The organism is Acinetobacter sp. NPDC052428 (genome assembly GCF_044547685.1).
GTDB lineage: Bacteria > Pseudomonadota > Gammaproteobacteria > Pseudomonadales > Moraxellaceae > Acinetobacter > Acinetobacter lwoffii_G.
Window position 1 is genome coordinate 17400 of the sequence record NZ_JBIUAT010000002.1, and the last position, 22184, is coordinate 39583.

Genomic DNA, 22184 nt, shown 5'->3' on the forward strand with positions numbered 1-22184 from the left:
GCTATTTTTATGGAACTGAAATGTCAGAAGCATGTCCATGTGGACAAGGCGAATATCACAGTTGTTGTCAGCCACTGCATGTAGGGCAACGGGTCGCAGAGACTGCACAGCAACTCATGCGTTCCCGTTACAGTGCCTTCGCCAAGCATGAAATCGATTACATCAAAACCACGACTGCGCTGGGTCAGCAACAAGCGCTGGACCTGCAGGCAATTAGTGAATGGAGTAAAGCCAATCAATGGTTAAAGCTTGAAATTGTTCAAGCCAATGAAAAACTAGATAAAAATCATGCCTTGGTCGAGTTTAAGGCACATTATCATGATGGCAAGCAGGCACAGGTGCATCATGAAGCTTCGCATTTTGTGAAGTTTGAAGGTCGCTGGTATTTTCTGGATCCGACTACAGACCATAACATCACCATGAAACAGGCCTGCATTTGTGGTTCGGGGAAAAAATTTAAGCAATGTTGTGCCGGATTCTTATAACTTTCACACAGATTTAGCTTAGAATATCCGCCATCTCATAGCCTCAGGTGGAAGCAGGGCGATGTTACTGACCGTCATCTATATTATTGCAATTACCGCTGAAGCCATGACCGGGGCACTGTCCGCTGGCCGGCGCAGCATGGACTGGTTTGGCGTGATGATTATTGCCTGTGTCACGGCACTGGGTGGTGGTTCGGTCCGTGATGTTCTGCTCGGACATTATCCCTTGACTTGGGTCAAACATCCCGAATATCTGGTGCTGACCTGTTGCGCCGCCTTCGTCACCATCCTGATTGCCAAATGGATGCGACAGTTACGTAATGTCTTCCTGGTACTGGATGCCTTGGGGCTCATTGGCTTTACCATTATTGGCTGTCAGATTGCCCTGGAAATGGGACATGGTTTTGTGGTCAGCGCCGTTGCGGGTGTCTTGACCGGTGTGTCTGGCGGGATTTTGCGTGATATTTTATGTAATGACGTACCGCTGGTGTTCCGCCGTGAACTGTATGCCAGTATTGCCTTTGTTTCAGTGATCTTTTACTGGCTCTGTAGTCACTACGGCTTGTCGCAGGATCTGACCATTCTGTCTACCCTGATCTTTGGTTTTAGCTTACGTCTGATCGCCATCTATTTTGGTCTGGAAATGCCAAAATTCATTTATAAAGATGATGATGAGCACTCGGCATCTTCCAAAGACGAATCTTAATTTTTAAATGTATGAAGTGCGGCAATAAAAATAGCCGCATTCAACTCAATTCGTAGTATAAAAAATATAAAGCAGCCCACCTGTTGAGAAAGCAGCATCTCCCGTTCCACCTGATCAGAGATTTTTGTTATGGATTTAGTTTCTCGCATACAACGCTTACCGATTGGTAGGTTTCACTACACCTTGCTGGTGGTGATTGGACTGGGCTGGATGTTTGATGCGATGGATACCGGATTGATTTCCTTTATCCTGGCAAAAATGGCTGAAGACTGGCAGATGACTGCCGATCAAAAAAGCTGGGTGGTGTCGATCGGTTTTGTCGGCATGGCGATCGGGGCGATTTGTTCAGGTGGCCTGGCAGACCGTTTTGGCCGTAAAACAGTCTTTGCTGCGACCCTGGTCATTTATAGCCTGGCCACTGCAGCTTGTGCTTTTGCACCGGATCTGACCTGGCTGCTGGTATTCCGTTTTATCGTCGGTTTGGGCTTGGGTGGTCAGCTACCCGTGGCCGTAACGCTGGTCAGTGAATATATTCCTGCGCATGTACGTGGCCGTTTTATTGTCTTGCTGGAAAGTTTTTGGGGGCTGGGCTGGCTGGTCGCGGCGCTAGTATCGCGCTTTATCATTCCAGATTTTGGCTGGCAAACCGCTTTCATGATTGGTGGCCTGCCTGCGCTGTATGCCATCGTGATCTGGAAAATGGTGCCGGAATCTATTCCTTTCCTGATTAACCGTGGCCGTATAGAGGAAGCTTCGGCACTGGTGAAAAAGATTGAGCGTCAATGTGGCGTTCAAGTCTATGAAATTTTTGAAGTGAAACCGGTCGCAGAGAAGCAGAATATTTCATTTTCCCAGTTATGGTCGGGTATCTTTGCGCGCCGTACGCTTATGCTCTGGCTGATCTGGTTCGGTATTATCTTTTCCTATTATGGCATCTTTACCTGGTTGCCAAGTTTACTGGTCAAAGAAGGCTATAGCATTGTCCAGTCTTTTGAATATGTGCTGATTATGATTCTGGCGCAGTTGCCCGGTTATCTGGTGGCGGCATGGCTGGTCGAAAAGCTGGGTCGTAAGCCGACCTTGGCCGGTTTTATTGGCATGTGTGCGATCTCGGCCTATTTCTTTGGTCAGTCGGGTAGTGTTACTGAAATCGTGATTTGGGGCTGTCTGATGTCCTTCTTTAATCTGGGTGCCTGGGGCGTGCTCTACACTTATACCCCGGAACAATATCCGACCAATATCCGTGCCTTTGGTTCAGGCTGGGCTGGTGCAGTAGGCCGGATTGGCGGTATCGCGGCACCTTTTGCAGTAACCCATCTGATGGGCATGCCAAACGGTTTCAGCTATGTCTTTACCATGTTTACGGCAGTTTTGGTCGCTGTCGCGATTGTGATTCTGGTCCTGGGTGAAGAAACCAAAGGCAAGACCCTGGAATCGATGGGCTTATAAAGGAATGAATTTTTAGTTGCTTAGGGCCTATAATGTGGATATTTTTAGGCCATAAGACACAAATTGTCGCGCTGAACGATTTGATGCCCTTGTGTCATCTACAGCCACGACTTAGCATAAGAAACATTGATACAAAAACGAATTATTTAGGACTATAGGTTGTTATGACAAGCCTTGCGCATCATGCGACAGAAAACCGCTCCGTAGCAGAATTTACCGAACAAGCTTATCTGAATTACGCCATGTACGTGATTATGGATCGGGCACTCCCTCATATTAGCGATGGCCTGAAACCGGTACAGCGCCGGATTGTTTATGCCATGAGTGAGCTGGGTCTGAAATGGACCAGCAAACCAAAGAAATCGGCACGTACTGTCGGTGACGTACTCGGTAAATACCATCCGCATGGTGACTCGGCCTGCTATGAAGCCATGGTGCTGATGGCACAGCCCTTTAGTTATCGTTACCCGTTTATTGAAGGGCAGGGTAACTGGGGTTCACCGGATGATCCGAAGTCTTTCGCAGCAATGCGTTATACCGAAGCCAAACTGTCTCAATACAGCGAACTGTTGCTGTCTGAGCTGGGGCAGGGCACCTGTGAATGGCAGGACAACTTTGACGGCTCCATGAAAGAACCGGTGAACCTGCCGGCACGTGTACCGAATATCTTGTTGAATGGGACTACTGGTATTGCAGTCGGTATGGCCACTGACATTCCGCCGCATAACCTGCGTGAAGTAGTCAAAGGTACCATTGCCCTGATTCGTAATCCGAACCTGACCGATGAAAAAATCGCAGAATATATTCCTGCGCCAGATTTGCCGACCAAAGCCGAAATTATCACCCCGCCTGCTGAACTGTTAAAAATTCAGACCACAGGGCGTGGCAGCTACCGCATGCGTGCGGTATATACCATAGATAAAAACGAAATTATTATTACTGAACTGCCTTATCAGGTGTCAGGCTCCAAAATCATTACCCAGATTGCCGACCAGATGCAGGCCAAGAAACTGCCTTTAGTCAGCGATGTACGGGATGAATCGGATCATGTCAATCCAACCCGTTTGGTCATTGTCCTGCGTTCCAACCGCATTGATGCCGAATCGGTGATGAGTCACTTGTTTGCTACGACCGATCTGGAATCCAGCTACCGCGTCAACATGAACATGATCGGTGCGGATGGTCGTCCACAGGTGAAATCGATTCGTCGTATTTTGCTGGAATGGATTGAGATCCGTAAAACCACGGTAACGCGTCGTCTGCAATATCATCTGAACAAGATTGAAAAACGCCTGCATATTCTCGGTGGTCTGATCATTGCTTATCTGAATATTGATGAAGTGATTCAGATTATCCGTGAAGAAGATCAGCCAAAACCAGTTTTGATGCAGCGTTTTAATATTGACGAGATTCAGGCCGAAGCGATTCTGGAACTGAAATTGCGTCATTTGGCCAAGCTTGAAGAAATGGAAATGCGCCGTGAGCAGGAAGAACTGGAAGCGAAAGCGGCAGTAATTCGTGAACAACTGGCCAATCCGGAATCGTTAAAAAGCCTGATCATTTCTGAGCTGAAAGACGATGCCAAGAAATTTGGCGATGATCGCCGTTCGCCAATCGTACAGCGTGCCGAAGCTGCTGCGATCAATGAAACTGAAATGTTGCCGGCCGATCCGGTAACGGTGGTGTTATCAGAAGCCGGCTGGATTCGCTGTGCTAAAGGCCATGAAGTCGATGCAGAAAATCTGAATTTCCGTGCTGGTGACCAGTATTTGAGTCATGCACAGGGCAAATCCAATCAGCGCGTTTATGTATTAGATGACACTGGCCGTAGCTATGCCTTGGCCATCAACACGCTGCCATCTGCGCGTGGTCTCGGTGAACCGCTCAGTTCAAAACTGTCTCCAGGCAGCGGAGTGGGTTTTAAACAGGTTCTGGTGGCAGAGGATGAAACTGAAATTCTAGCAGCAAGCAACAAAGGCTATGGCTTTAAAACCCAGGCCAAGCAGCTGGACACCAGTGCCAAAGCCGGAAAAGCTTTCCTGAATTTATCTGAAGGGGCAGAGGTCATGAACCTGCAGCCACTCGATGATGTCACGCATGTTGCACTGCTCAGTTCAGCAGGACGCCTGTTGATTATCGATTTAGCAGAATTACCTGTATTGAACAAAGGTAAAGGAAATAAATTGATACAACTTGAAGATGGTGATCAAGTTTTGTCCATGACAATATTCAAGCTTGATGAAATAATTCAAGTGCTTGCAGGACAACAGCAGTTAAAATTAAAAGGGGATGATTTGCGCAAATATATCGGTAAGCGCGGTGCAAAAGGACAGCTTTTACCACGCGGATATCAAAAAGCAAATAAACTGTTGATTCAAAGATAAGACTAGCATCCATCCTGCGAAATACGTTATATATGAACAACGATTCAACAAGATGGATGCAATATCGCACATATACAAGTCTAAAAATGGCGTGTGATATTGAAAAAAACAGTTGAAATACTAAGGATTATGATTGGAGAGATGGCCATTATGGAAAAAATTTGGTTTGCTGAATACCAAAAAACAGGGATTCCAGAAACAGTAGAATTACCAGCAGAAAATACTTCTCTAGTAGATGTTTTTGAGCGTAATTTCCAAAAATTCGGCTCGCGTGATGCCTTTATCTTTATGGATAAGGCCATGACTTTCAATGAACTGGAAGAGGCGAGCCGCAAGTTTGCAACTTATCTACAAAGCTTGGGGTTGGCAAAAGGTTCACGTGTGGCAGTGATGATGCCAAACGTTCTTCAGTATCCGGTTGTGGCACTTGGGGTGTTCCGCGCAGGTTTGGTATTGGTCAACGTGAATCCACTCTACACATCGCGTGAACTTGAGCATCAATTGAATGACTCAGGCGCTGAAGTACTGGTAATTATTGAGAACTTTGCTTCTGTTTATCAAGCGATTATTGGTAAAACACCAGTGAAACATGTCGTGGTCGCTTCTGTCGGTGACATGCTGGGTGCCTTGAAAGGCACACTGGTGAACTTTGTATTGCGTTCTGTACGCAAGCAAATTCCAGCTTGGGATATTCCAAGCCATGTGAGATTTAATGCGGCCTTGTCTAAAGTTAATCCAAGTAACTATAAACGCCCTGAATTGACCCTTAGTGATACTGCAGTTCTTCAGTACACAGGTGGTACCACGGGTGTATCTAAAGGTGCTGAACTGACGCATCGTAATCTGGTTGCGAACATGTTGCAGTGTGACGGTATCTTCCAGAGTAAATTTGGTGCGCAAGATGGCCAGCCAGATGACCGTATTTTCTGTGCTTTGCCGCTTTATCATATCTTTGCTTTCATGGTTTGTGCACTTTACGGTATGTACAAAGGTCAGGCCAACGTTCTGATTCCAAACCCGCGTGATTTACCTGCGGTAATGAAAGAGCTACGTAAATATCAACCGACTTTCTTCCCGGCAGTGAACACATTGTTCAATGCGCTGGTAAACAATGAAGAGTTTAAGCAACTTGATCATAGCAAATTGAAAATGGCGATGGGTGGCGGTATGGCCGTACTTCCTTCTACTGCAGCAGCATGGAAGAAAGTCACTGGAACCAATATCGTTGAAGGTTATGGCTTGTCTGAAACTTCTCCGGTGGCAACAGCAAATCCACCTGCATCTGAAGAATTCAGTGGCACTATTGGCATTCCATTGCCATTAACTGAAGTGGCTATTCTGGATGATGAAGGCAATGAAGTTCCACTGGGTGAGCAAGGTGAAATTTCAATCCGTGGTCCTCAGGTCATGAAAGGCTACTGGAACCGTCCAGATGAAACTGAAAAAGTCATGGTGAATGGTTTCTTCCGTACTGGTGATATCGGTGTCATGGATTCACGTGGTTATGTGAAAATTGTAGATCGTAAGAAAGACATGATTCTAGTGTCTGGTTTTAACGTTTATCCATCTGAGATTGAAGAAGTTGTAGCAACTCATCCAAAAGTACTGGAAGTGGCTGCGATTGGTGTGCCAGATGAAAAATCAGGTGAAGTGCCAAAACTGTTTGTCGTGAAAAAAGATCCGTCTTTAACCACAGAAGAAGTTTTAGCATTCGCTAAAGAAAACCTGACCGGTTATAAACGTCCACGTTATGTCGAGTTTATGGATGAATTACCAAAATCTAACGTAGGTAAAATCCTGCGTAAAGATCTGCGTAAAACAGCCTAATACCTGCAAGAAAAAAAGCGCCGTCAGGCGCTTTTTTTGATTTGGACTTTTTATTTTTTCATTAACCAGCGATCAAAATACGGACGGCCTACGCCGATAACTCCCAAGAAAATAAACATGGTGCCAAACTGGCGGGTAAATCCGGTTTGATTAAAGCTGCCATAACTTAGAATGTTGTCGATCAAACAATACACCAGAATCGAGACCAGCCAGTGCCAGAGTGGTGTACGCTTGATACCTACGAAATAAAAGGCAATCCATAAAATGACAAAGGTGAAGATCGGCGACCAGATATTCATATTGGCACAAATGACAGCCATCAGAAATGCCACAATCGGCAGGACAATTTTTAATACGCGATCCACTTGACGTTGATGCTGGCGTTGTTTCTCGAGGACATCGAACATTTCATTTTGATCAGGTGCGACCATAGTGAATCCTTAACAAGTAATAAAAAGCACTCTATTTAACAAAATTTATTCACGAAATGCCATGCTATGATAGAGATAAAATTTTCATGAGAAAAAACAGATGCACAGCATTAGTGGGGTTATTTATCTCATTTTGGCCGCTTGTCTTTTGCCTTATGTGTTTACATTGATTGCAAAAAAATCAGCAGGCTTCAGCAGCAAAGACAATCAGAACCCACGGGCATTTTTAGAAAAGTCTTCAGGACTGGCCAGTCGCGCCAATGCTGCCCAGCAGAACAGCTTTGAAAGTTTACCACTCTTTATTGCTGCTATTTTAATGGCGGAATATATGGTAGTGCCGCAAAGTGTAGTGATGACTTTTGGTGTGGCTTATCTGGTTTTTCGTGTGTTGTACGGAATCTGCTATTTGGCCAACTGGGCGACTTTACGCTCCATCGTATGGTTACTCTCGATGTTATGTCCGGTGGCTTTATTGCTGCTGATCATCAAGTTGGTTTAAGTCATCAAGTCAGCGGACATATTTACAGTTCGATATTTTAAAATCCAAAAAAATCTTTAAAAACCGTTATAATTGTCGCGGTTTTTTAAAAGATATAACTTGTTAAAGAGTGATGCTATGAGCTACAGCAATATCCCAGCGGGTAAAGATGCGCCAAACGATATCTATGTGATCATCGAAATTCCTGCAAATGCAGCACCAATCAAATACGAAATCGATAAAGATTCTGATGCGTTATTTGTAGACCGTTTCATGGGTACAGCAATGTTCTACCCAGCAAACTACGGTTATGTACCAAACACCCTATCGCTTGATGGTGATCCATTAGACGTACTGGTGGTAACACCTCATCCAGTAGAGCCAGGTTCAGTCATTCGTTGTCGTCCTGTCGGTAAATTGAACATGGAAGATGATGGTGGTGTTGATGCGAAACTGGTTGCAGTTCCACATGACAAACTGACTCCAATCTACAAAGATGTTCAGGAATATACTGATCTTCCTCCATTGTTGATCAGCCAGATCGAACATTTCTTCCAGCATTACAAAGATCTTGAGCCAGGCAAATGGGTCAAGCTGAGTGGTTGGGAAGGTGCTGATGTTGCGAAACAAGAAGTACTGGACTCAATTGCAGCTTATGCAGAAGCAAACAAGTAATTGCTTTACGGTTTAGGTTTTAAATTTTTAAAGCCTAAAATAAAAAACCTGCACAATGTGCAGGTTTTTTTATGGCTTGAAATTCGAGTGAATTAGAATAATTTCACAGGAATGTCTAAGAATAAACGCCATTCGTTAGTATCTGGCATGTAAACATCATTATAGGCTTGGTCAGCACGGTAATATGAGTGACGTACACGAAGGCTCGCGTCTTTGGCAAAACCAGATTGAACGGTATATTTCACTTGGTTAAAGAATTCACGTTCTTGTGCATCATCAGTTGTAATAGTACGGCCAAGTAGAGCTGAATCACTATCATTTGGGTCTACACGAACAGCACGGCTTGCATCAATATCCCAGCCATATACAAATGCAGAAGTCCAAGATAGGCCAGGAACATTTATTGCACCAAAATCAAAAGTATATTGAAGTTGAACAGATTTTTCATCATTGCCTATGAAGTCAGATAGGTATGAGTTCGGCATATAAATAGTTTGATGACCATCACCTACACCTTGACCTAGACCGTAGTCATAACCTGTATTACCCGTATTTTGTTGGTAAGCAAGCATGACATTGTGTGGGCCTTTATTATAAGTTGTTGAAATCGCCCAGATTGAATTTTTGAATTTATCGTCTACAGAACCGATATATGAATAAAGACTATTATTAGCTTCACGATCCCAGTTCGTATGATAACCACTAAAGTCATGAGTTAAGGTGCTGTCATTAGCAAGTTTATAACTATAGTTGGCATTGACATAATGACGCTCTAGGCGGTCTTTAATGTCTGTACCGTAATAAGAAGCATTAACTGCATCATTAAATTTATATTTCGCACCCCAAACGATTGCGCGATCCAGTTCATTACCATCAGATTTGATCTGGCTTGAACGTTGATTTTCAGTAAATTTACCAGCAACTAAGTTTAAGTTTTCAATTTCATTGCTTTCAACTAACACACCTGTGAAGTATTCAGGAACCAAGCGTGCTGTATTACTTGCCAGCACAGGCAAGTCTAAAACTTGAGTACCATAAGTTGCAGTCGTGTTTGAAACACGTGCTTTTACATATGCGCCACCACGTGCCCAATGATCATAAGCATCTACACGACCTTGCGCATCTTGACCACCGTGTGTCGGGATCATGTCATTACCAGCATGTGCATTTTCACCTAGTTTGAAAGATGCATCGCCAATAATACCGGCACCAAAGCCTACGGTACCTTTGGTGAAGCCTGAGTCTAATTTTACAATTGCTGTCTGAGCAAATGAACTGCGATCTGAGCCAGGTGTAGTATCTTTATAGTCACGGCTGATATAACCGGTACGGAACAGTACAGAACCTTCAGCATCTTCTACAAAACCTTTCGATTCACTTTGCTCGCTAGCGAAAGCAGTAGAAACCAAAGCAGCCTGAATCAAAACTGCTAATGTTAATTTTTTTGAATTTTGCATTGGGAAGAGAGCCTTATACAAATTGATCGGAATTTTTTAGGAATTGTATAAGAAATGCTAAAAAAATGTCATTTTTTATTAGATATATTCCACTAAAGTTTAGATTTTTTTAACTCAAATTAAACAATAGCAAGGATTTGAGGTGATTAATTTTTAAACTGTCGGTAAAAAGTGAGTAAAAACATAATTTTATTGGAAGATATAAATGATATTTCTGAAGGGGTGAAATGAACATAAGCAGCTTATTTATTTTAGAACGTGCAAAAAATGTGATCAAAAATTACGCACTATTTTTTAGCACAAATTTTAATCATTACAAAAATAGAATCAAAATGGGGCAAATTGTAAATGATTATGTATAAGTATTAAAAAATTGATGAAATACCCTTAACTACATTTATTTAAAAGAAAGCTTAGATAATTCATTTTTTCATAATTTTAATTTTTATTTAAAAACAATGGTTTAAATTTTATTTGTCTTTTTAGATTTATTATTTTGGTTCCTTTTATCCAGATTGGCATAGCTCTTGCAAATTTTGAACTTGAGTTTAATCAATGATCATAAAAACGTCTCAGACGATCTGGGGGAGCCACACAATGAAATTAACATTAAAAGTATTATCTCTTGCTTTATTGAGTGCTGTATCTTCTTTTACTTTTGCCGAAGAACCTGTTGCTGAACATACGGTATCTGGAAATATCAGCGTACTTTCAAGCTATAACTTACGTGGTATTACGAGTGCACCTGAAAATAAGGGTGCAACGCTTCAAGGTGGTTTAGATTATAACCATGCGTCTGGCTTCTATGCAGGTTGGTGGGGTTCTACACTAGATTATAGCGATTATGGTTTTGAAAATAATGGATCTGAATTCGAAAATGACTTTTATGCAGGTTATAACGGTTCTATTAATGATGACTTAGGTTATACCGTCGGTTTAACCTATTACTACTATTATGATGTTGGTAATTCAGATTCGAATGGTTTTGAAACAAACCTTGGTCTGACTTATAAAGATTTTGGTGTAACCGCACAGACACTTTTAGAAGATACCGCTTGGGGCAATGCAGGTGATACCTATTTAAAAGCTACTTATAGCTATGCTTTACCACAAGATTTCAGCTTGGATACAGCTTTAGGCTTATATGCTTATGAAAAATCAGGTGATATTGAAGGAACTACAGAAAGTTTTGGTTTTCGTCATTTTGACATCGGTTTAAGCAAGCCACTTGGTGACACAGGTGTAACTGCAAGCATGAATTATATCTTGGGTGGTTATGACCGTTTTGATGAAAAACAAAAGAATAAAGTCGTATTCGGACTCGGTTATAGCTTCTAATTCTCTTTAGATAAAAAGGCGACCTTAGGTCGCCTTTTTTAATGACCTAAATCTGCTGCTGCCCGCGATAAGACAGGGCTTCCGAAAGATGCTGACTTTGAATATCTGGACTTTGATTCAAATCGGCAATGGTGCGTGCGACACGCAAGACCCGATGATAGCCACGTGCTGATAAATTCAGTTTTTGCTGAGCCAGTTCAAGCATATTCTGAGCAGACTGGTCTAATGCGGCATATTGCTCTAGCTGCTTTGGACTCAAACTCATATTCAAGGTATTTTGCCGTTGCATCTGAATTTCATAGGCCGCAATGACGCGTTGTCTGACCGTTTCCGAGTTTTCTGTAGGCCGATTGTCCTGTAACTCATGCGCCTGTAATGGCGGCACATCAATATGCAAATCAATCCGATCCAGCAACGGGCCTGAAATCCGGCTCTGATAGCGTTTAATACTTTCTGGTGAACATTGGCAACGGATATCCTGATTAAAGGCATACCCACATGGACAGGGATTCATGGCAGCCACCAACTGGAAATTGGCAGGAAAAGTAATCTGGCGTGATGCTCGGGAAATGATGATTTCCTTTGCTTCCAAAGGCTGACGTAGAACTTCCAATACTTTGCGGTCGAATTCAGGGAGCTCGTCCAGAAATAAAACCCCTAAATGTGCCAGGGTAATTTCTCCTGGCTTGGGGTGTGAGCCGCCACCGACCAATGCTACCGCAGAAGCAGTATGATGCGGTGCTCGAAAAGGCCGTTGTCCAAAAGGGTGATTGGCATTCGCCACCGAATAAATACTGGCCACTTCCAGATTTTCCTGCGTCTTTAAGGGCGGTAAAATACTGGCCAATCGAGAAGCTAGCAAGGTCTTGCCTGTTCCAGGGGGGCCTCGGAACAGCAGGGAATGACCACCTGCCGCGGCAATTTCTAAAGCACGCCGTGGTCGTAATTGTCCTTTTACATCCGCAAGATCAAACTTATAAAAATGGTCTGTAGCGAGTGGGCCGGCTTCTATTTGCGGCAAGCGCTGCGCTTGGGAAAGATGTTCACACACTTCTTTTAAATGATTGGCTGCAAAGACTTTAAAGTCTGGGAGCTGACAGGCTTCCTGTGCATTTGGGCCAGGTAAAATCAGTTGATGCTGGTCGCTTTGACAGGCAATGGCAATACTCAAGGTACCGCTGACAGGACGTAATTGACCATCGAGGGCCAACTCGCCAATAAATTCAAGATGCTCGGTGCAATCTTCAGGCAGCTGCCCGGAAGCCACTAAAATGCCTAATGCAATCGGTAAATCCAGACGTGAACCATCTTTTGGCAGATCTGCAGGGGCCAGATTAATGGTCAGACGTTTGGTCGGAAATTGAAAGCCGCTATTCAAAATGGCAGAGCGTACCCGGTCTTTACTTTCGCGTACCGCTGCCTCGGGAAGCCCAACTATAGTGAGCGAAGGCATACCCGAACTGACATGAACTTCGACTTCAATTAAAGGCGCATGCAGGCCCAGTAAGCCTCGCGTATAAATTTTGGCAAAAGACATTATTATTGTTCCAATTTGGTGCGTTATTTTTAAAGTTCTGGTGTCTTTTGTGCACTGTAGTTGTGCTTATTTTTTGTTCGAAATTTTCTCTTCTAATGCTTCTACCTGTTTCAGCAAATCATTCAAGCGATGATTGGCATTATTTAGGGCAGTACGCTGACGTTCTATTTCCTCTTTAGACACCAAATCCATTTTTGCCACTGCTTCATTTAACAGGGCACGGATATTATGTTCCACATCTTTCTTAGGTTGTTCGACTTGCTGCAAAATTGCTTGTAATAAAGTTTCAATCATCGTCTGATCCATCGCCGTAGAAAGGAGCGCACAGTTTAGCATTGCTAAAATGCAGACTATAGTATTTCAGACAAAATATAGACTTATTCAATTAAAGATATTGTAAAAATCCACATAAAAAATGTCTATTTTTTGAAGATTCAAAGCCTTTATCCGTATAAAATAAGGTATAAATAAACCACATGCCGGGCTTTCTAACTTCCCCCGACCTTAGGAATCTTGGCATGAAATTTGAACGTAAAACCTTACTGGTGAAATAAGCCGAAGGAAAACAAACATGAAGCTCGTAACTGCAATTGTAAAACCTTTTAAATTAGATGATGTTCGCGAAGCATTGTCTGAAATTGGTGTTCAAGGCATCACTGTAACTGAAGTGAAAGGCTTTGGTCGTCAAAAAGGCCATACTGAACTCTATCGTGGTGCTGAATACGTTGTAGATTTCTTGCCGAAAGTCAAAATTGAAATCGCGATTAGCGATGAAATGGTAGACGCGGTGATTGAATCTATTACTCGTGTGGCGAGCACTGGAAAAATCGGTGACGGAAAAATTTTCGTGACTAACTTAGAACAAGTCATCCGTATTCGTACAGGTGAAACAGGTGCAGACGCTGTCTAACTTGGCACGAAGTTTGCTGAGTACCTAATAACTCACAAAAACTTGGTTGGGGGATACGAATGAAAAAAATGCTACTCGCGTTCGGCATGGCCGGCGCTCTTTTTGGTGGTTCTGTTGCATGGGCTGAAGAAGCTGCAACAGCAACAACACCGACAGAAGAAATTGTACTTGTTGAAGAAGCAGGCGATACCACAAATACAACAACAGACACTACAGCAGCAATTGCTGAAGCAGCGCCAGTTGAAGCTGTAGCGCCTGCAGAAGAAGAACCAACTCTAGATACCGGCGATACTGCCTGGGTTTTAACCTCTACTGCTTTAGTTCTACTTATGACCATTCCTGGCTTGGCGCTATTTTATGGCGGTATGGTCCGTAAGAAAAACGTTCTGGCGACGATGGCACATAGCTTTATTGCTGCGGCGGTGGTCAGTATTGCTTGGGTGATTATTGGTTATACCCTAGCTTTCGGTGAAGGCAATGCCTTTGTAGGTGGCCTGGACAAGTTCATGCTGGCTGGTATCACCACAGAGGCGCTTTCAGGTACGATTCCTGAAATCCTGTTTGTGATTTTCCAAATGACTTTTGCCATTATTACGGTTGCCATCATCAGCGGTTCGATTGCAGAACGTATGAAATTTGGTGCTTTCGTTGCTTTCATCGCACTTTGGGTGGTGATTGTCTATGCACCAATTACCCACTGGGTATGGGGTGGTGGCTGGTTAGGTAACGACGGCGCGCTTGATTTTGCAGGTGGTACGGTTGTACATATCAACTCGGGTGTTGCCGGTCTGGTAGCAGCGTATATGCTAGGCAAACGTATGGGCTTGGGTCGTGAATCTATGGCACCGCATAACCTGACGCTTACAGTAGTTGGTGCATCTTTGCTCTGGGTAGGCTGGTTCGGTTTCAACGGTGGTTCTGCATTAGGTGCCAACGGTTCTGCAGGCTATGCCTTGATCGTGACTCAAGTCGCAGCAGCGGCAGCAGCCATCTCCTGGTTAATCACTGAAAAACTGGCACGTGGTAAAGCTTCTGTACTGGGCGGCGTATCGGGTGCAGTTGCTGGTCTGGTGGTCATTACTCCAGCTGCAGGTTTTGTGACTGTAGGCGGTGCATTGGCGATGGGTCTGATCGGTGGTGTGGTGTGTTTCTGGGGGATTACTGCACTGAAACGTGCATTGAAAGCCGATGACTCTTTAGATGCTTTTGGTTTGCATGGTGTAGGTGGTATTGTCGGCGCGATTTTAACCGCGTTCTTTGCCAGCGAATTCATCATGGGGGACAATGCTCCTGCAAATGTCATGCATCAGCTTTGGGTGCAAGTGGAAGGTGTACTGGCGACAATTGCTTACTCTGCGATCATGACCTTCATTATCCTGAAAGTCATCGACTTGATCATTGGAATCCGTGTAGCATCTGATGATGAGCGTATGGGTCTGGATTTAAGCCAACATGGCGAACGTGTCGAATAATAATAAATCCACCATAATCAATATATAGTGTAAAACAGCCCGAATGGGCTGTTTTTTTTCTATATGTTGCGTAAAACTCTACAAAGTTTGTAATTTTTGCTACACTCGGAATCCATCTGGATTTGTTCAATTAAACCGCTATGCATTGCCCATTTTGCAATACTGCAGACAGTAAAGTGATTGATTCACGCCTGGCAGCTGAAGGCTGTCAGATTCGTCGTCGCCGTGAATGTGTCAGTTGTAATGAACGCTTCACTACCTTTGAAAGCTATGAAGTGGTGATGCCGCGCGTCATCAAGTCGGATGGCAAAAATGAACCTTTCGATGAAGCCAAATTACGCCGTTCCCTGATGCATGCCTTGCAAAAACGCCCGGTGACCCAGGAGCAGATTGAAACAGTGCTGATCGATATTCAGCTACAGATTCGCCGTCTGGGTGAGCGTGATGTGAAATCACGTACCATCGGTGAAATCGTGATGCAGTCTTTATTTGCTCTGGATCATGTTGCCTATGTGCGTTTTGCTTCGGTCTATCAGGATTTTCAGGATGTCGAAGCTTTTCGTCATCAGATTGAACAGATGCAACAACGAGAATTACAAGAATAAGCATGGCTGAACTGAATCAAGATCAAATCTGGATGCGCCGGGCCATTGAATTGGCACGTCAGGGGCAATATTCCACCAAACCGAATCCGAATGTCGGCTGTGTCATTGTTAAAGATGGCATCGTGATTGGTGAAGGCTTTCATCCCCAAGCCGGCCAGCCACATGCTGAAGTCTTTGCGCTGCGTCAGGCCGGTGAACAGGCACGTGGTGCAACCGCTTATGTGACTTTAGAACCTTGTGCGCATTATGGCCGGACACCGCCTTGTGCCAAAGGTCTGGTGGAAGCAGGTGTGGCTAAAGTTGTCGTGGCCTGTCCTGATCCCAATCCGCTGGTGGCCGGAAAGGGCGTACAGATCCTGAAAGATGCGGGCATTGAGGTAGACGTTGGCATCTGTGAAGATGAAGCGCATGAGCTGAATCAAGGCTTCCTGAAAGCCATGGCGACCGGTATGCCTTATGTGCGTTTAAAAATTGCCTCAAGCCTGGATGGCCGTACCGCGATGGCATCAGGTGAATCGAAATGGATTACCGGTGTAGCAGCACGTCAGGATGTACAGCATTGGCGTGCGATTTCAGGCGCGGTGATTACCGGAATTGAAACGGTCCTTGCTGATGACTGTCAGCTGAATGTACGTCAACTGGATGCTGTTGAAGATATCAAGACCGTGGTGCAACCGAAACGGATTGTTCTGGATCGTCAGGGACGTCTGCCACTGAGTGCAAAGATTTTAGCGCAACCTGAAACAGTGATGGTGATGGGGCCATTTCGTCAAGAGCTTGCAGACCTGGGTGTGCTACACTTGCCGGTACAGCCTTTAGCAGAATTATTAAAGCAACTGGTTCAGCAGCATCAGATTTATGATGTCTTGGTGGAAGCAGGGGCGACCTTATCTACGGCATTTTTACAAGAACAATTGGTTGATGAACTGATCAGTTACGTTGCACCGACCCTATTGGGTCAGTCTGCGCGTACCATGTTTAATGCAGAATTTAGCCATATGGCCGAACAACTCCGATTTAAGCTGCGCGATGTAACTCGCTTAGGTGATGACGTGCGCTTCAGGCTAATTCCTTTTCAAGAGACACTATGAGTTCAGAGTCTACGGTTTATCATAAACGTCGCCATGCGGCACGTACCACCGATGAATATCTTTTCCATCAGCTGGTTCCTTATCTAGGTAACAAACGCCGTTTACTGCATTTAATTCTGGAAGCGTTGGAAAGTACAGGAACCCTGAAACGTAGCGATGGTCGTGCGCCGATCTTTGCTGATTTTTTTGCCGGTTCAGGTGTGGTTTCACGTTTGGCCCGTCAGAATGGCTATCGCGTGATTGCCAATGACTGGGAGCCGTATAGCCATGCGCTGAATCATGCAGTACTGGCCTGTACGGAAGCGCCAGCATTTAAAGAGCTGGGTGGTTATCAGAAAGCGATTGATTATCTAAACCGTCTGCCGGAAGTGAAGGGCTGGGTGACGCATAACCTGTGTCCGCGCAATGATGAAATTTATGATCCGGCCCGTGACCGTTTGTTCTTTAAACGTCGTAACGGCATGCGTATTGATGCGATTCGTCAGCAGATTGCCGCCTGGCAGGCCCAAGGTGCAATTGATGATGTGGAAATGTCTGCCTTGCTGGCGCCTTTGCTGTATTCCGCCAGTTTTGTCAGCAATACTTCTGGTGTTTTCAAAAGCTTCCACCATGGCTGGGGCGGGAAAACCCAAACTGCGCTGGAACGGATTGAATCTTTACTGTGGCTAACGCCAAGCCGTTTTTGTGAGTCGGATCAGAAAAAGGGGATGGCCGCAGAAATGTGGTGTGTCGATGCCCAGCATCTGGCCAATCAGATGAGCGGCTTTGAAGTGGATGTGGCTTATCTGGATCCGCCGTATAATCAGCATGCGTATAGCAGTAATTACCATGTTCTGAATGCGCTGACCTTGTGGGATCAGGCCGATTTGCCGACTCCGGATACTAAGGGCTTTAAGAGCGGGATTGACCGGGCATGGCGTAAAGAACGTCCGAGTCAGTACAACTCTTCCAAATATGCACAAGAAGCCTATCAAAACCTGTTGGCGACCATTAATGCGCGTTTCATCCTGACCAGTTATTCAACCGACGGCAATATCAGCGCTACTGATTTATTGCAGGCCAACTTGAAACGTGGTCGGGTGACCTTGCTGACCCAGGACGTGCCACGGTATCGGGTCAGCAAACAGCGTCAGTCTGAACGTGCACGCGTGCTGGAATTTATTGTGATTACCGATACCCACGCCAAGTCAGGTCCACCGATCCGTCAATTACTCAGCCAGCTGCATCATTATGCAGAATTGGGCGGTGTCGATACGACCGGCGTCAGTACCCAGTTGGCACTCTGGTAAAAGAATTGAAAAGGAAATAAAAATGTTTACAGGTATTATCGAAAGCCTAGGCAAAGTCGAAAGTCTGCAAAGCGTTGGTGGTGATGTGCGTTTATGCATCCAGACTGATCTGGACATGTCGGATGTGCATCTGGGCGATTCTATCGCGACCAATGGTATCTGCCTGACTGTGATCGACTGGGGCGAAAACTGGTATGCAGCTGATGTTTCCCGTGAAAGTCTGAACCGGACTACGCTTGGCACCTGGAAAGCCGGTCAACCTGTCAATGTCGAAAAAGCCATGTTACCGACTACGCGTTTTGGCGGTCATATTGTGTCAGGTCATGTCGATGCAGTCGGCGAAATTACGCTGGTTCGTGAAGATGCACGTTCAATTTATTATGAAGTCACTGCACCTGCTGAAATTGCCAAATATCTCGCAGAAAAAGGCTCGGTTACAGTCGACGGCATCAGTCTGACGATTAATCATTTGCGTGGCAGTGTGATCAGTCTGAACCTGATTCCACATACGGCTGAACGGACCAATATTGGTACCTGGAAAGTTGGCAGCAAGGTCAATCTGGAAGTGGATGTATTGGCACGTTATATCGAGCGTTTATTGCTTGGTGATAAAGCCGCGGACACCACTGAACAATCAAAAATCAGCATGGATTTTCTGGCTGAAAATGGTTTCTTAAAATAAAAGAAATGTTGATTTACTGAACAGTCTGATTGAAAAATTAGACTGTTTTTTTATTTTTCGGGATAATCAGCAGTTCAACTTGCAAATATTGCCTGGGTGGGCGGGTCGAATGCTCGATTTTTTACTTAACTTGGAACAGTCATTGCCGCTATTGCTCGATCAATATGGGGTATGGATTTATGCAATCCTGTTTCTGGTGATTTTTGCAGAAACAGGTTCGGTGTTTTTCTTTTTCCTGCCCGGCGACAGTTTATTGCTGGCTGTGGGAGCTTTGTGCGCCAGCAGCGATCTGGTGACCCTGCATTCGATGGGGCTGTTGTTATTCACTGCCTCGGTGCTGGGCTATAGCGTGAATTATTACACCGGAAAAGTTCTCGGTTTAAAATATTTCAATCAGCATTCACGTTATTTCAAGCCGGAATATATGGTGAAAACCAATCACTATTTTATGAAACATGGCGGTAAAACTATTTTAATCGCACGTTTTATTCCCTTTGTCCGCTCATTTGGCCCTTTTGCCGCCGGTTCAGCGCATATGAGCTTTGCCACATTCAGCTTTTATAATATTGCGGGTGGCGTCCTCTGGATTAGCACGTTATTAAGCATTGGCTACTTGCTCGGAAATGCTGCCTTTATGCTGGCAGATTTTTTCTAAGACGCGACATAGAAGACAAAAAAGCCCGAATTTTCGGGCTTTTTAAATCTGAAAGGATCATTTAAATATTGCGTGGCTGATCAGAAAATTCCGAATTTTTCAGCATATACTCGATTTCTTCTTTGGCCGCCGCACGCATTTTTTCACGCAGTGCATTGACGGTCTGTTCAATCACGGTTTCTGCCTCAAGTTCCAGACGTAAACGCACACTTTCTAATTCGGATAAAATGCTCTGGTCCTCAATCTGGATGCGACCTCTGGCAAAATCAAAAGTCGTCTCAGGATTTTTTGCATAACGTGCGACATAGTGCTGCACTTCAGTCTCTAGATGCATCTTTATTTCAGCAAGCGCCTGACTTTGTTCGCTAAATTTGCGCTGTTCTTCAAGACGTAGCTGTTCCTGATAGGCCTTTTCTTCGGCACGTTTCTCGGCCAAGGCTTTTTCAAGCGCGAGCTGTTTGCGAATACGGGCTTCTTCAATCAATTCAGCCTTGCGCTGCGCATAGGCGGCTTCGATCTTGCGTTCAGATTCCTGTTGCAAGCGCTGGTCGCGATTCTGCCATTCTTCCAAAGACGTTTCTGGCTTTAAAATATCGCAGATCCGAGAGAGGTCATCGATAAAGGTCTGACGTACAGCTTCCGGTACATTTAACCAGCGCTGTTTAAAATCGGGACCTACATTTAATGCCACGTGCCTCTCCTTGTGGATGATATCGGTTAAAGCTTATGGGTGTCCGGTTCAATACCTAATCGACGATATTGCTTGAATTTTTCACGACCCAGCTGTTTCGCTGTTTCATGGTTTTCAATGATCTCAATAATGTGACTAAATTTTGCGTAAGGTTCAAGTGCTTCCGGATTAAAATTGAAAATAATCCAGTCGGACTGTTCCGGTAGTGTTGCCGAAATACAGACCGTCGCCTGAGGCTGGTCAATTCCATGGGGAATAAAACTCGCTGGGTCAAAACTCCACAGACATTCATCCAGCTGCTGTTGCAATTCGGCATCGGCACACAGTAACCAGATCCGCGCCGGCTGACGCAGAATCTTACGGCATAAACGACAAGTGCTGTCCACTTGTCGTTCAGGACTTTTTTCAAATAAATAAAAGCTGACTTTAGCCATTGCTTTGAACGCGATTTGCCAGGAATTGCATTAATAATGGGACTGGACGGCCGGTCGCCCCTTTATTTGTGCCTGAGTTCCACGCCGTACCAGCCACATCCAGATGCGCCCAGCGATATTCACGGGTAAAACGTTGCAGGAAGCAGGCTGCAGTTACAGAACCGGCTTTTGGACCACCAATATTGCCAATGTCGGCAAATGGCGAATCCAGCTGTTCCTGATAGTCTTCCAGTACCGGCATACGCCATACCCGGTCAAAGGAATGCTGGCCGGCAGCTTCCAGTTCTGCTGCCAGTTTATCATCTGGCGTGAACAGACCCGTCAGCACTGACCCCAAAGCGACCACACAGGCACCAGTTAAAGTTGCGATATCAATCACCAAAGCAGGATTAAAACGTTTTACATAGGTGAGGGTATCACATAACACCAGACGGCCTTCGGCATCGGTATTCAGGATCTCAACCGTCTGGCCACTCATGGTCGTTACAATATCGCCAGGACGAGTGGCTTTACCTGAAGGCATGTTTTCTGCTGCGGCAATAGTTCCCACGACATGCAGGGGTAAACGTGCTTCACACAGTGCACGCATGGTACCCAGTACAGAGGCTGCACCGCACATGTCGTATTTCATTTCATCCATGCCTGCGCCTGGTTTAAGTGAAATACCGCCGGTATCAAAAGTAATACCTTTACCCACCAAGACTACCGGCGCTTCGCTACGCTCTGACTGATATTCCATGCTGATAATACGACCTGGACGCTCTGAACCTTTACTTACCGCAAGGAAAGCACCCATGCCTAAATCTGCCATCTGCTGTTCATCTAGCACAGTGACTTTAAGCAGGTCTGGATATTCAGCAGCCAAAGCCATCGCCTGTTCTGCAAGATATTCAGGGAAACAGATATTGCCCGGACGGTTGCCCAGATCACGTGCCAGGTTTTGCCCGCTCTGTACTGCTTGAACCAGTTGCAGCTGTTCTGTCGTTAAAACGCTATGCGTGGCAATCAGGTCGATCTGTTCAAGTACAAATTCATTCTTTTTCGACTTATATTCATCATAACCATAGCTGGCTTGAGTCAAAGCCAGAGCAAACAGATAATGCAATTCTTGTGGAAGTTGTGTCAGGTCTACAGAAATCTGTTTGAATTTTTTTTGAGTGGCCTGAATAATAGTCTGGGCAATTTTTGCGAGTTTTGCTGGTTGCAATTCAGCGACTTTGCCTAAACCGATCAGTGCTGCATGGCTGGACTGGCTGACTTGGCCAATCAGGCTCAGACTTTCAGCTAAAGCTGCTTTGAACTGAGATGCTTCAATTAATCGGTCTAAATTGTTGATTTGATAGGTTGAGGTGGTATTTTGAAGTTGTTCTGAGTCAACTAAAATCAACAAAGATTGACTTGATCCATTCTCTGGGAATGACGTATTAATTGTAAGTTTCATATTCTGTTTTCACGCCTGTCTAGATTTGTAAATCATTCAGTCATTGAACCATTTATCTGAATAGAGTTTCAATGGGTAGGGCCGTCTAGGTTTTATATTTTTGCTATTCGGGTAAACTAGCACTCGTTTTATAGACCTTATTTTGGA

The 22184-nt window shown here is 44.7% G+C and carries 22 protein-coding genes; 15 read left to right on the plus strand and 7 right to left on the minus strand.

Annotation, left to right across the window (positions count from 1 at the left end; translation table 11 throughout):
* Positions 1 to 20 precede the first annotated feature (20 nt).
* The 5 genes from ACIG3F_RS01830 (at position 21) to ACIG3F_RS01850 (ending at position 6851) form a co-directional block, all read left to right on the plus strand.
* Positions 21 to 485: a YchJ family protein gene (locus ACIG3F_RS01830; protein WP_396469113.1), complete on the plus strand. Its 465-nt coding sequence runs from the start codon at positions 21 to 23 to the stop codon at positions 483 to 485.
* 61 nt (positions 486 to 546) lie between these two features.
* Positions 547 to 1191: a trimeric intracellular cation channel family protein gene (locus tag ACIG3F_RS01835; protein ID WP_004644893.1), complete on the plus strand. Its 645-nt coding sequence runs from the start codon at positions 547 to 549 to the stop codon at positions 1189 to 1191.
* 129 nt (positions 1192 to 1320) lie between these two features.
* On the plus strand, positions 1321 to 2640 hold the full coding sequence (locus ACIG3F_RS01840) for an MFS transporter (protein WP_004644895.1): 1320 nt from the start codon (positions 1321 to 1323) through the stop codon (positions 2638 to 2640).
* Between the two features lie 164 nt (positions 2641 to 2804).
* Entirely contained in the window at positions 2805 to 5024 is a 2220-nt protein-coding gene (parC, locus tag ACIG3F_RS01845) for a DNA topoisomerase IV subunit A (RefSeq protein ID WP_396469115.1), read from the plus strand.
* Positions 5025 to 5174: 150 nt separating this feature from the next.
* Positions 5175 to 6851 (plus strand): AMP-binding protein, encoded by a 1677-nt coding sequence (locus ACIG3F_RS01850; protein WP_396469117.1) that lies wholly within the window; start codon positions 5175 to 5177, stop codon positions 6849 to 6851.
* A gap of 50 nt (positions 6852 to 6901) precedes the next feature.
* Here ACIG3F_RS01850 and ACIG3F_RS01855 read toward each other — a convergent pair whose 3' ends face one another.
* Complete coding sequence (locus ACIG3F_RS01855; protein WP_396469119.1) at positions 6902 to 7282, minus strand: hypothetical protein; 381 nt, start codon at positions 7280 to 7282, stop codon at positions 6902 to 6904.
* A gap of 100 nt (positions 7283 to 7382) precedes the next feature.
* On the opposite strand from ACIG3F_RS01855, the gene ACIG3F_RS01860 reads away from it, so the two are divergent.
* Both ACIG3F_RS01860 and ppa read left to right on the plus strand, forming a co-directional pair.
* A complete protein-coding gene (locus tag ACIG3F_RS01860; RefSeq protein WP_005108437.1) occupies positions 7383 to 7781 on the plus strand; it encodes an MAPEG family protein in 399 nt (132 codons plus the stop codon).
* A 117-nt stretch (positions 7782 to 7898) separates the two neighbouring features.
* The gene (ppa, locus tag ACIG3F_RS01865; protein ID WP_004281037.1) at positions 7899 to 8435 is read left to right on the plus strand and encodes an inorganic diphosphatase; all 537 of its coding nucleotides are present in this window, start codon (positions 7899 to 7901) and stop codon (positions 8433 to 8435) included.
* A gap of 92 nt (positions 8436 to 8527) precedes the next feature.
* Here ppa and ACIG3F_RS01870 read toward each other — a convergent pair whose 3' ends face one another.
* Positions 8528 to 9892, minus strand: a complete 1365-nt coding sequence (locus tag ACIG3F_RS01870; RefSeq protein ID WP_005263971.1) for an OprD family outer membrane porin — start codon at positions 9890 to 9892, stop codon at positions 8528 to 8530.
* 597 nt (positions 9893 to 10489) lie between these two features.
* Here ACIG3F_RS01870 and ACIG3F_RS01875 point away from each other — a divergent pair.
* Positions 10490 to 11230: a TorF family putative porin gene (locus ACIG3F_RS01875; protein WP_396469122.1), complete on the plus strand. Its 741-nt coding sequence runs from the start codon at positions 10490 to 10492 to the stop codon at positions 11228 to 11230.
* A gap of 46 nt (positions 11231 to 11276) precedes the next feature.
* Here the strand turns inward: ACIG3F_RS01875 and ACIG3F_RS01880 are convergent, their stop codons facing one another.
* A complete protein-coding gene (locus ACIG3F_RS01880; RefSeq protein WP_396469123.1) occupies positions 11277 to 12767 on the minus strand; it encodes a YifB family Mg chelatase-like AAA ATPase in 1491 nt (496 codons plus the stop codon).
* A gap of 66 nt (positions 12768 to 12833) precedes the next feature.
* Complete coding sequence (locus ACIG3F_RS01885) at positions 12834 to 13061, minus strand: accessory factor UbiK family protein (RefSeq protein WP_168730904.1); 228 nt, start codon at positions 13059 to 13061, stop codon at positions 12834 to 12836.
* Between the two features lie 277 nt (positions 13062 to 13338).
* On the opposite strand from ACIG3F_RS01885, the gene glnK reads away from it, so the two are divergent.
* From glnK to ACIG3F_RS01920, 7 genes are all read left to right on the plus strand, one after another.
* A complete protein-coding gene (glnK, locus tag ACIG3F_RS01890; RefSeq protein ID WP_004281042.1) occupies positions 13339 to 13677 on the plus strand; it encodes a P-II family nitrogen regulator in 339 nt (112 codons plus the stop codon).
* A 59-nt stretch (positions 13678 to 13736) separates the two neighbouring features.
* Entirely contained in the window at positions 13737 to 15149 is a 1413-nt protein-coding gene (locus ACIG3F_RS01895; protein WP_396469126.1) for an ammonium transporter, read from the plus strand.
* Between the two features lie 140 nt (positions 15150 to 15289).
* Positions 15290 to 15754, plus strand: coding sequence for a transcriptional regulator NrdR (gene nrdR, locus ACIG3F_RS01900; protein ID WP_396469128.1), 465 nt, complete (start codon positions 15290 to 15292; stop codon positions 15752 to 15754).
* Between the two features lie 2 nt (positions 15755 to 15756).
* Entirely contained in the window at positions 15757 to 16845 is a 1089-nt protein-coding gene (ribD, locus tag ACIG3F_RS01905; protein WP_396469130.1) for a bifunctional diaminohydroxyphosphoribosylaminopyrimidine deaminase/5-amino-6-(5-phosphoribosylamino)uracil reductase RibD, read from the plus strand.
* Positions 16842 to 18134: a DNA adenine methylase gene (locus ACIG3F_RS01910; protein WP_396469132.1), complete on the plus strand. Its 1293-nt coding sequence runs from the start codon at positions 16842 to 16844 to the stop codon at positions 18132 to 18134. The genes ribD and ACIG3F_RS01910 overlap by 4 nt, the downstream gene beginning before the upstream one ends.
* Positions 18135 to 18156: 22 nt before the next feature.
* Positions 18157 to 18816 (plus strand): riboflavin synthase, encoded by a 660-nt coding sequence (locus ACIG3F_RS01915; protein ID WP_396469133.1) that lies wholly within the window; start codon positions 18157 to 18159, stop codon positions 18814 to 18816.
* A 109-nt stretch (positions 18817 to 18925) separates the two neighbouring features.
* Positions 18926 to 19471, plus strand: a complete 546-nt coding sequence (locus ACIG3F_RS01920; protein WP_396469135.1) for a VTT domain-containing protein — start codon at positions 18926 to 18928, stop codon at positions 19469 to 19471.
* A gap of 61 nt (positions 19472 to 19532) precedes the next feature.
* Here the strand turns inward: ACIG3F_RS01920 and ACIG3F_RS01925 are convergent, their stop codons facing one another.
* The 3 genes from ACIG3F_RS01925 to ACIG3F_RS01935 are packed head-to-tail and all read right to left on the minus strand — an operon-like array spanning position 19533 to position 22037.
* Positions 19533 to 20162, minus strand: a complete 630-nt coding sequence (locus ACIG3F_RS01925; protein WP_396469137.1) for a hypothetical protein — start codon at positions 20160 to 20162, stop codon at positions 19533 to 19535.
* 26 nt (positions 20163 to 20188) lie between these two features.
* Positions 20189 to 20596, minus strand: a complete 408-nt coding sequence (locus ACIG3F_RS01930; protein ID WP_396469139.1) for a DNA polymerase III subunit chi — start codon at positions 20594 to 20596, stop codon at positions 20189 to 20191.
* Complete coding sequence (locus tag ACIG3F_RS01935) at positions 20589 to 22037, minus strand: leucyl aminopeptidase (RefSeq protein ID WP_396469141.1); 1449 nt, start codon at positions 22035 to 22037, stop codon at positions 20589 to 20591. The genes ACIG3F_RS01930 and ACIG3F_RS01935 overlap by 8 nt, the downstream gene beginning before the upstream one ends.
* Positions 22038 to 22184 lie beyond the last annotated feature (147 nt).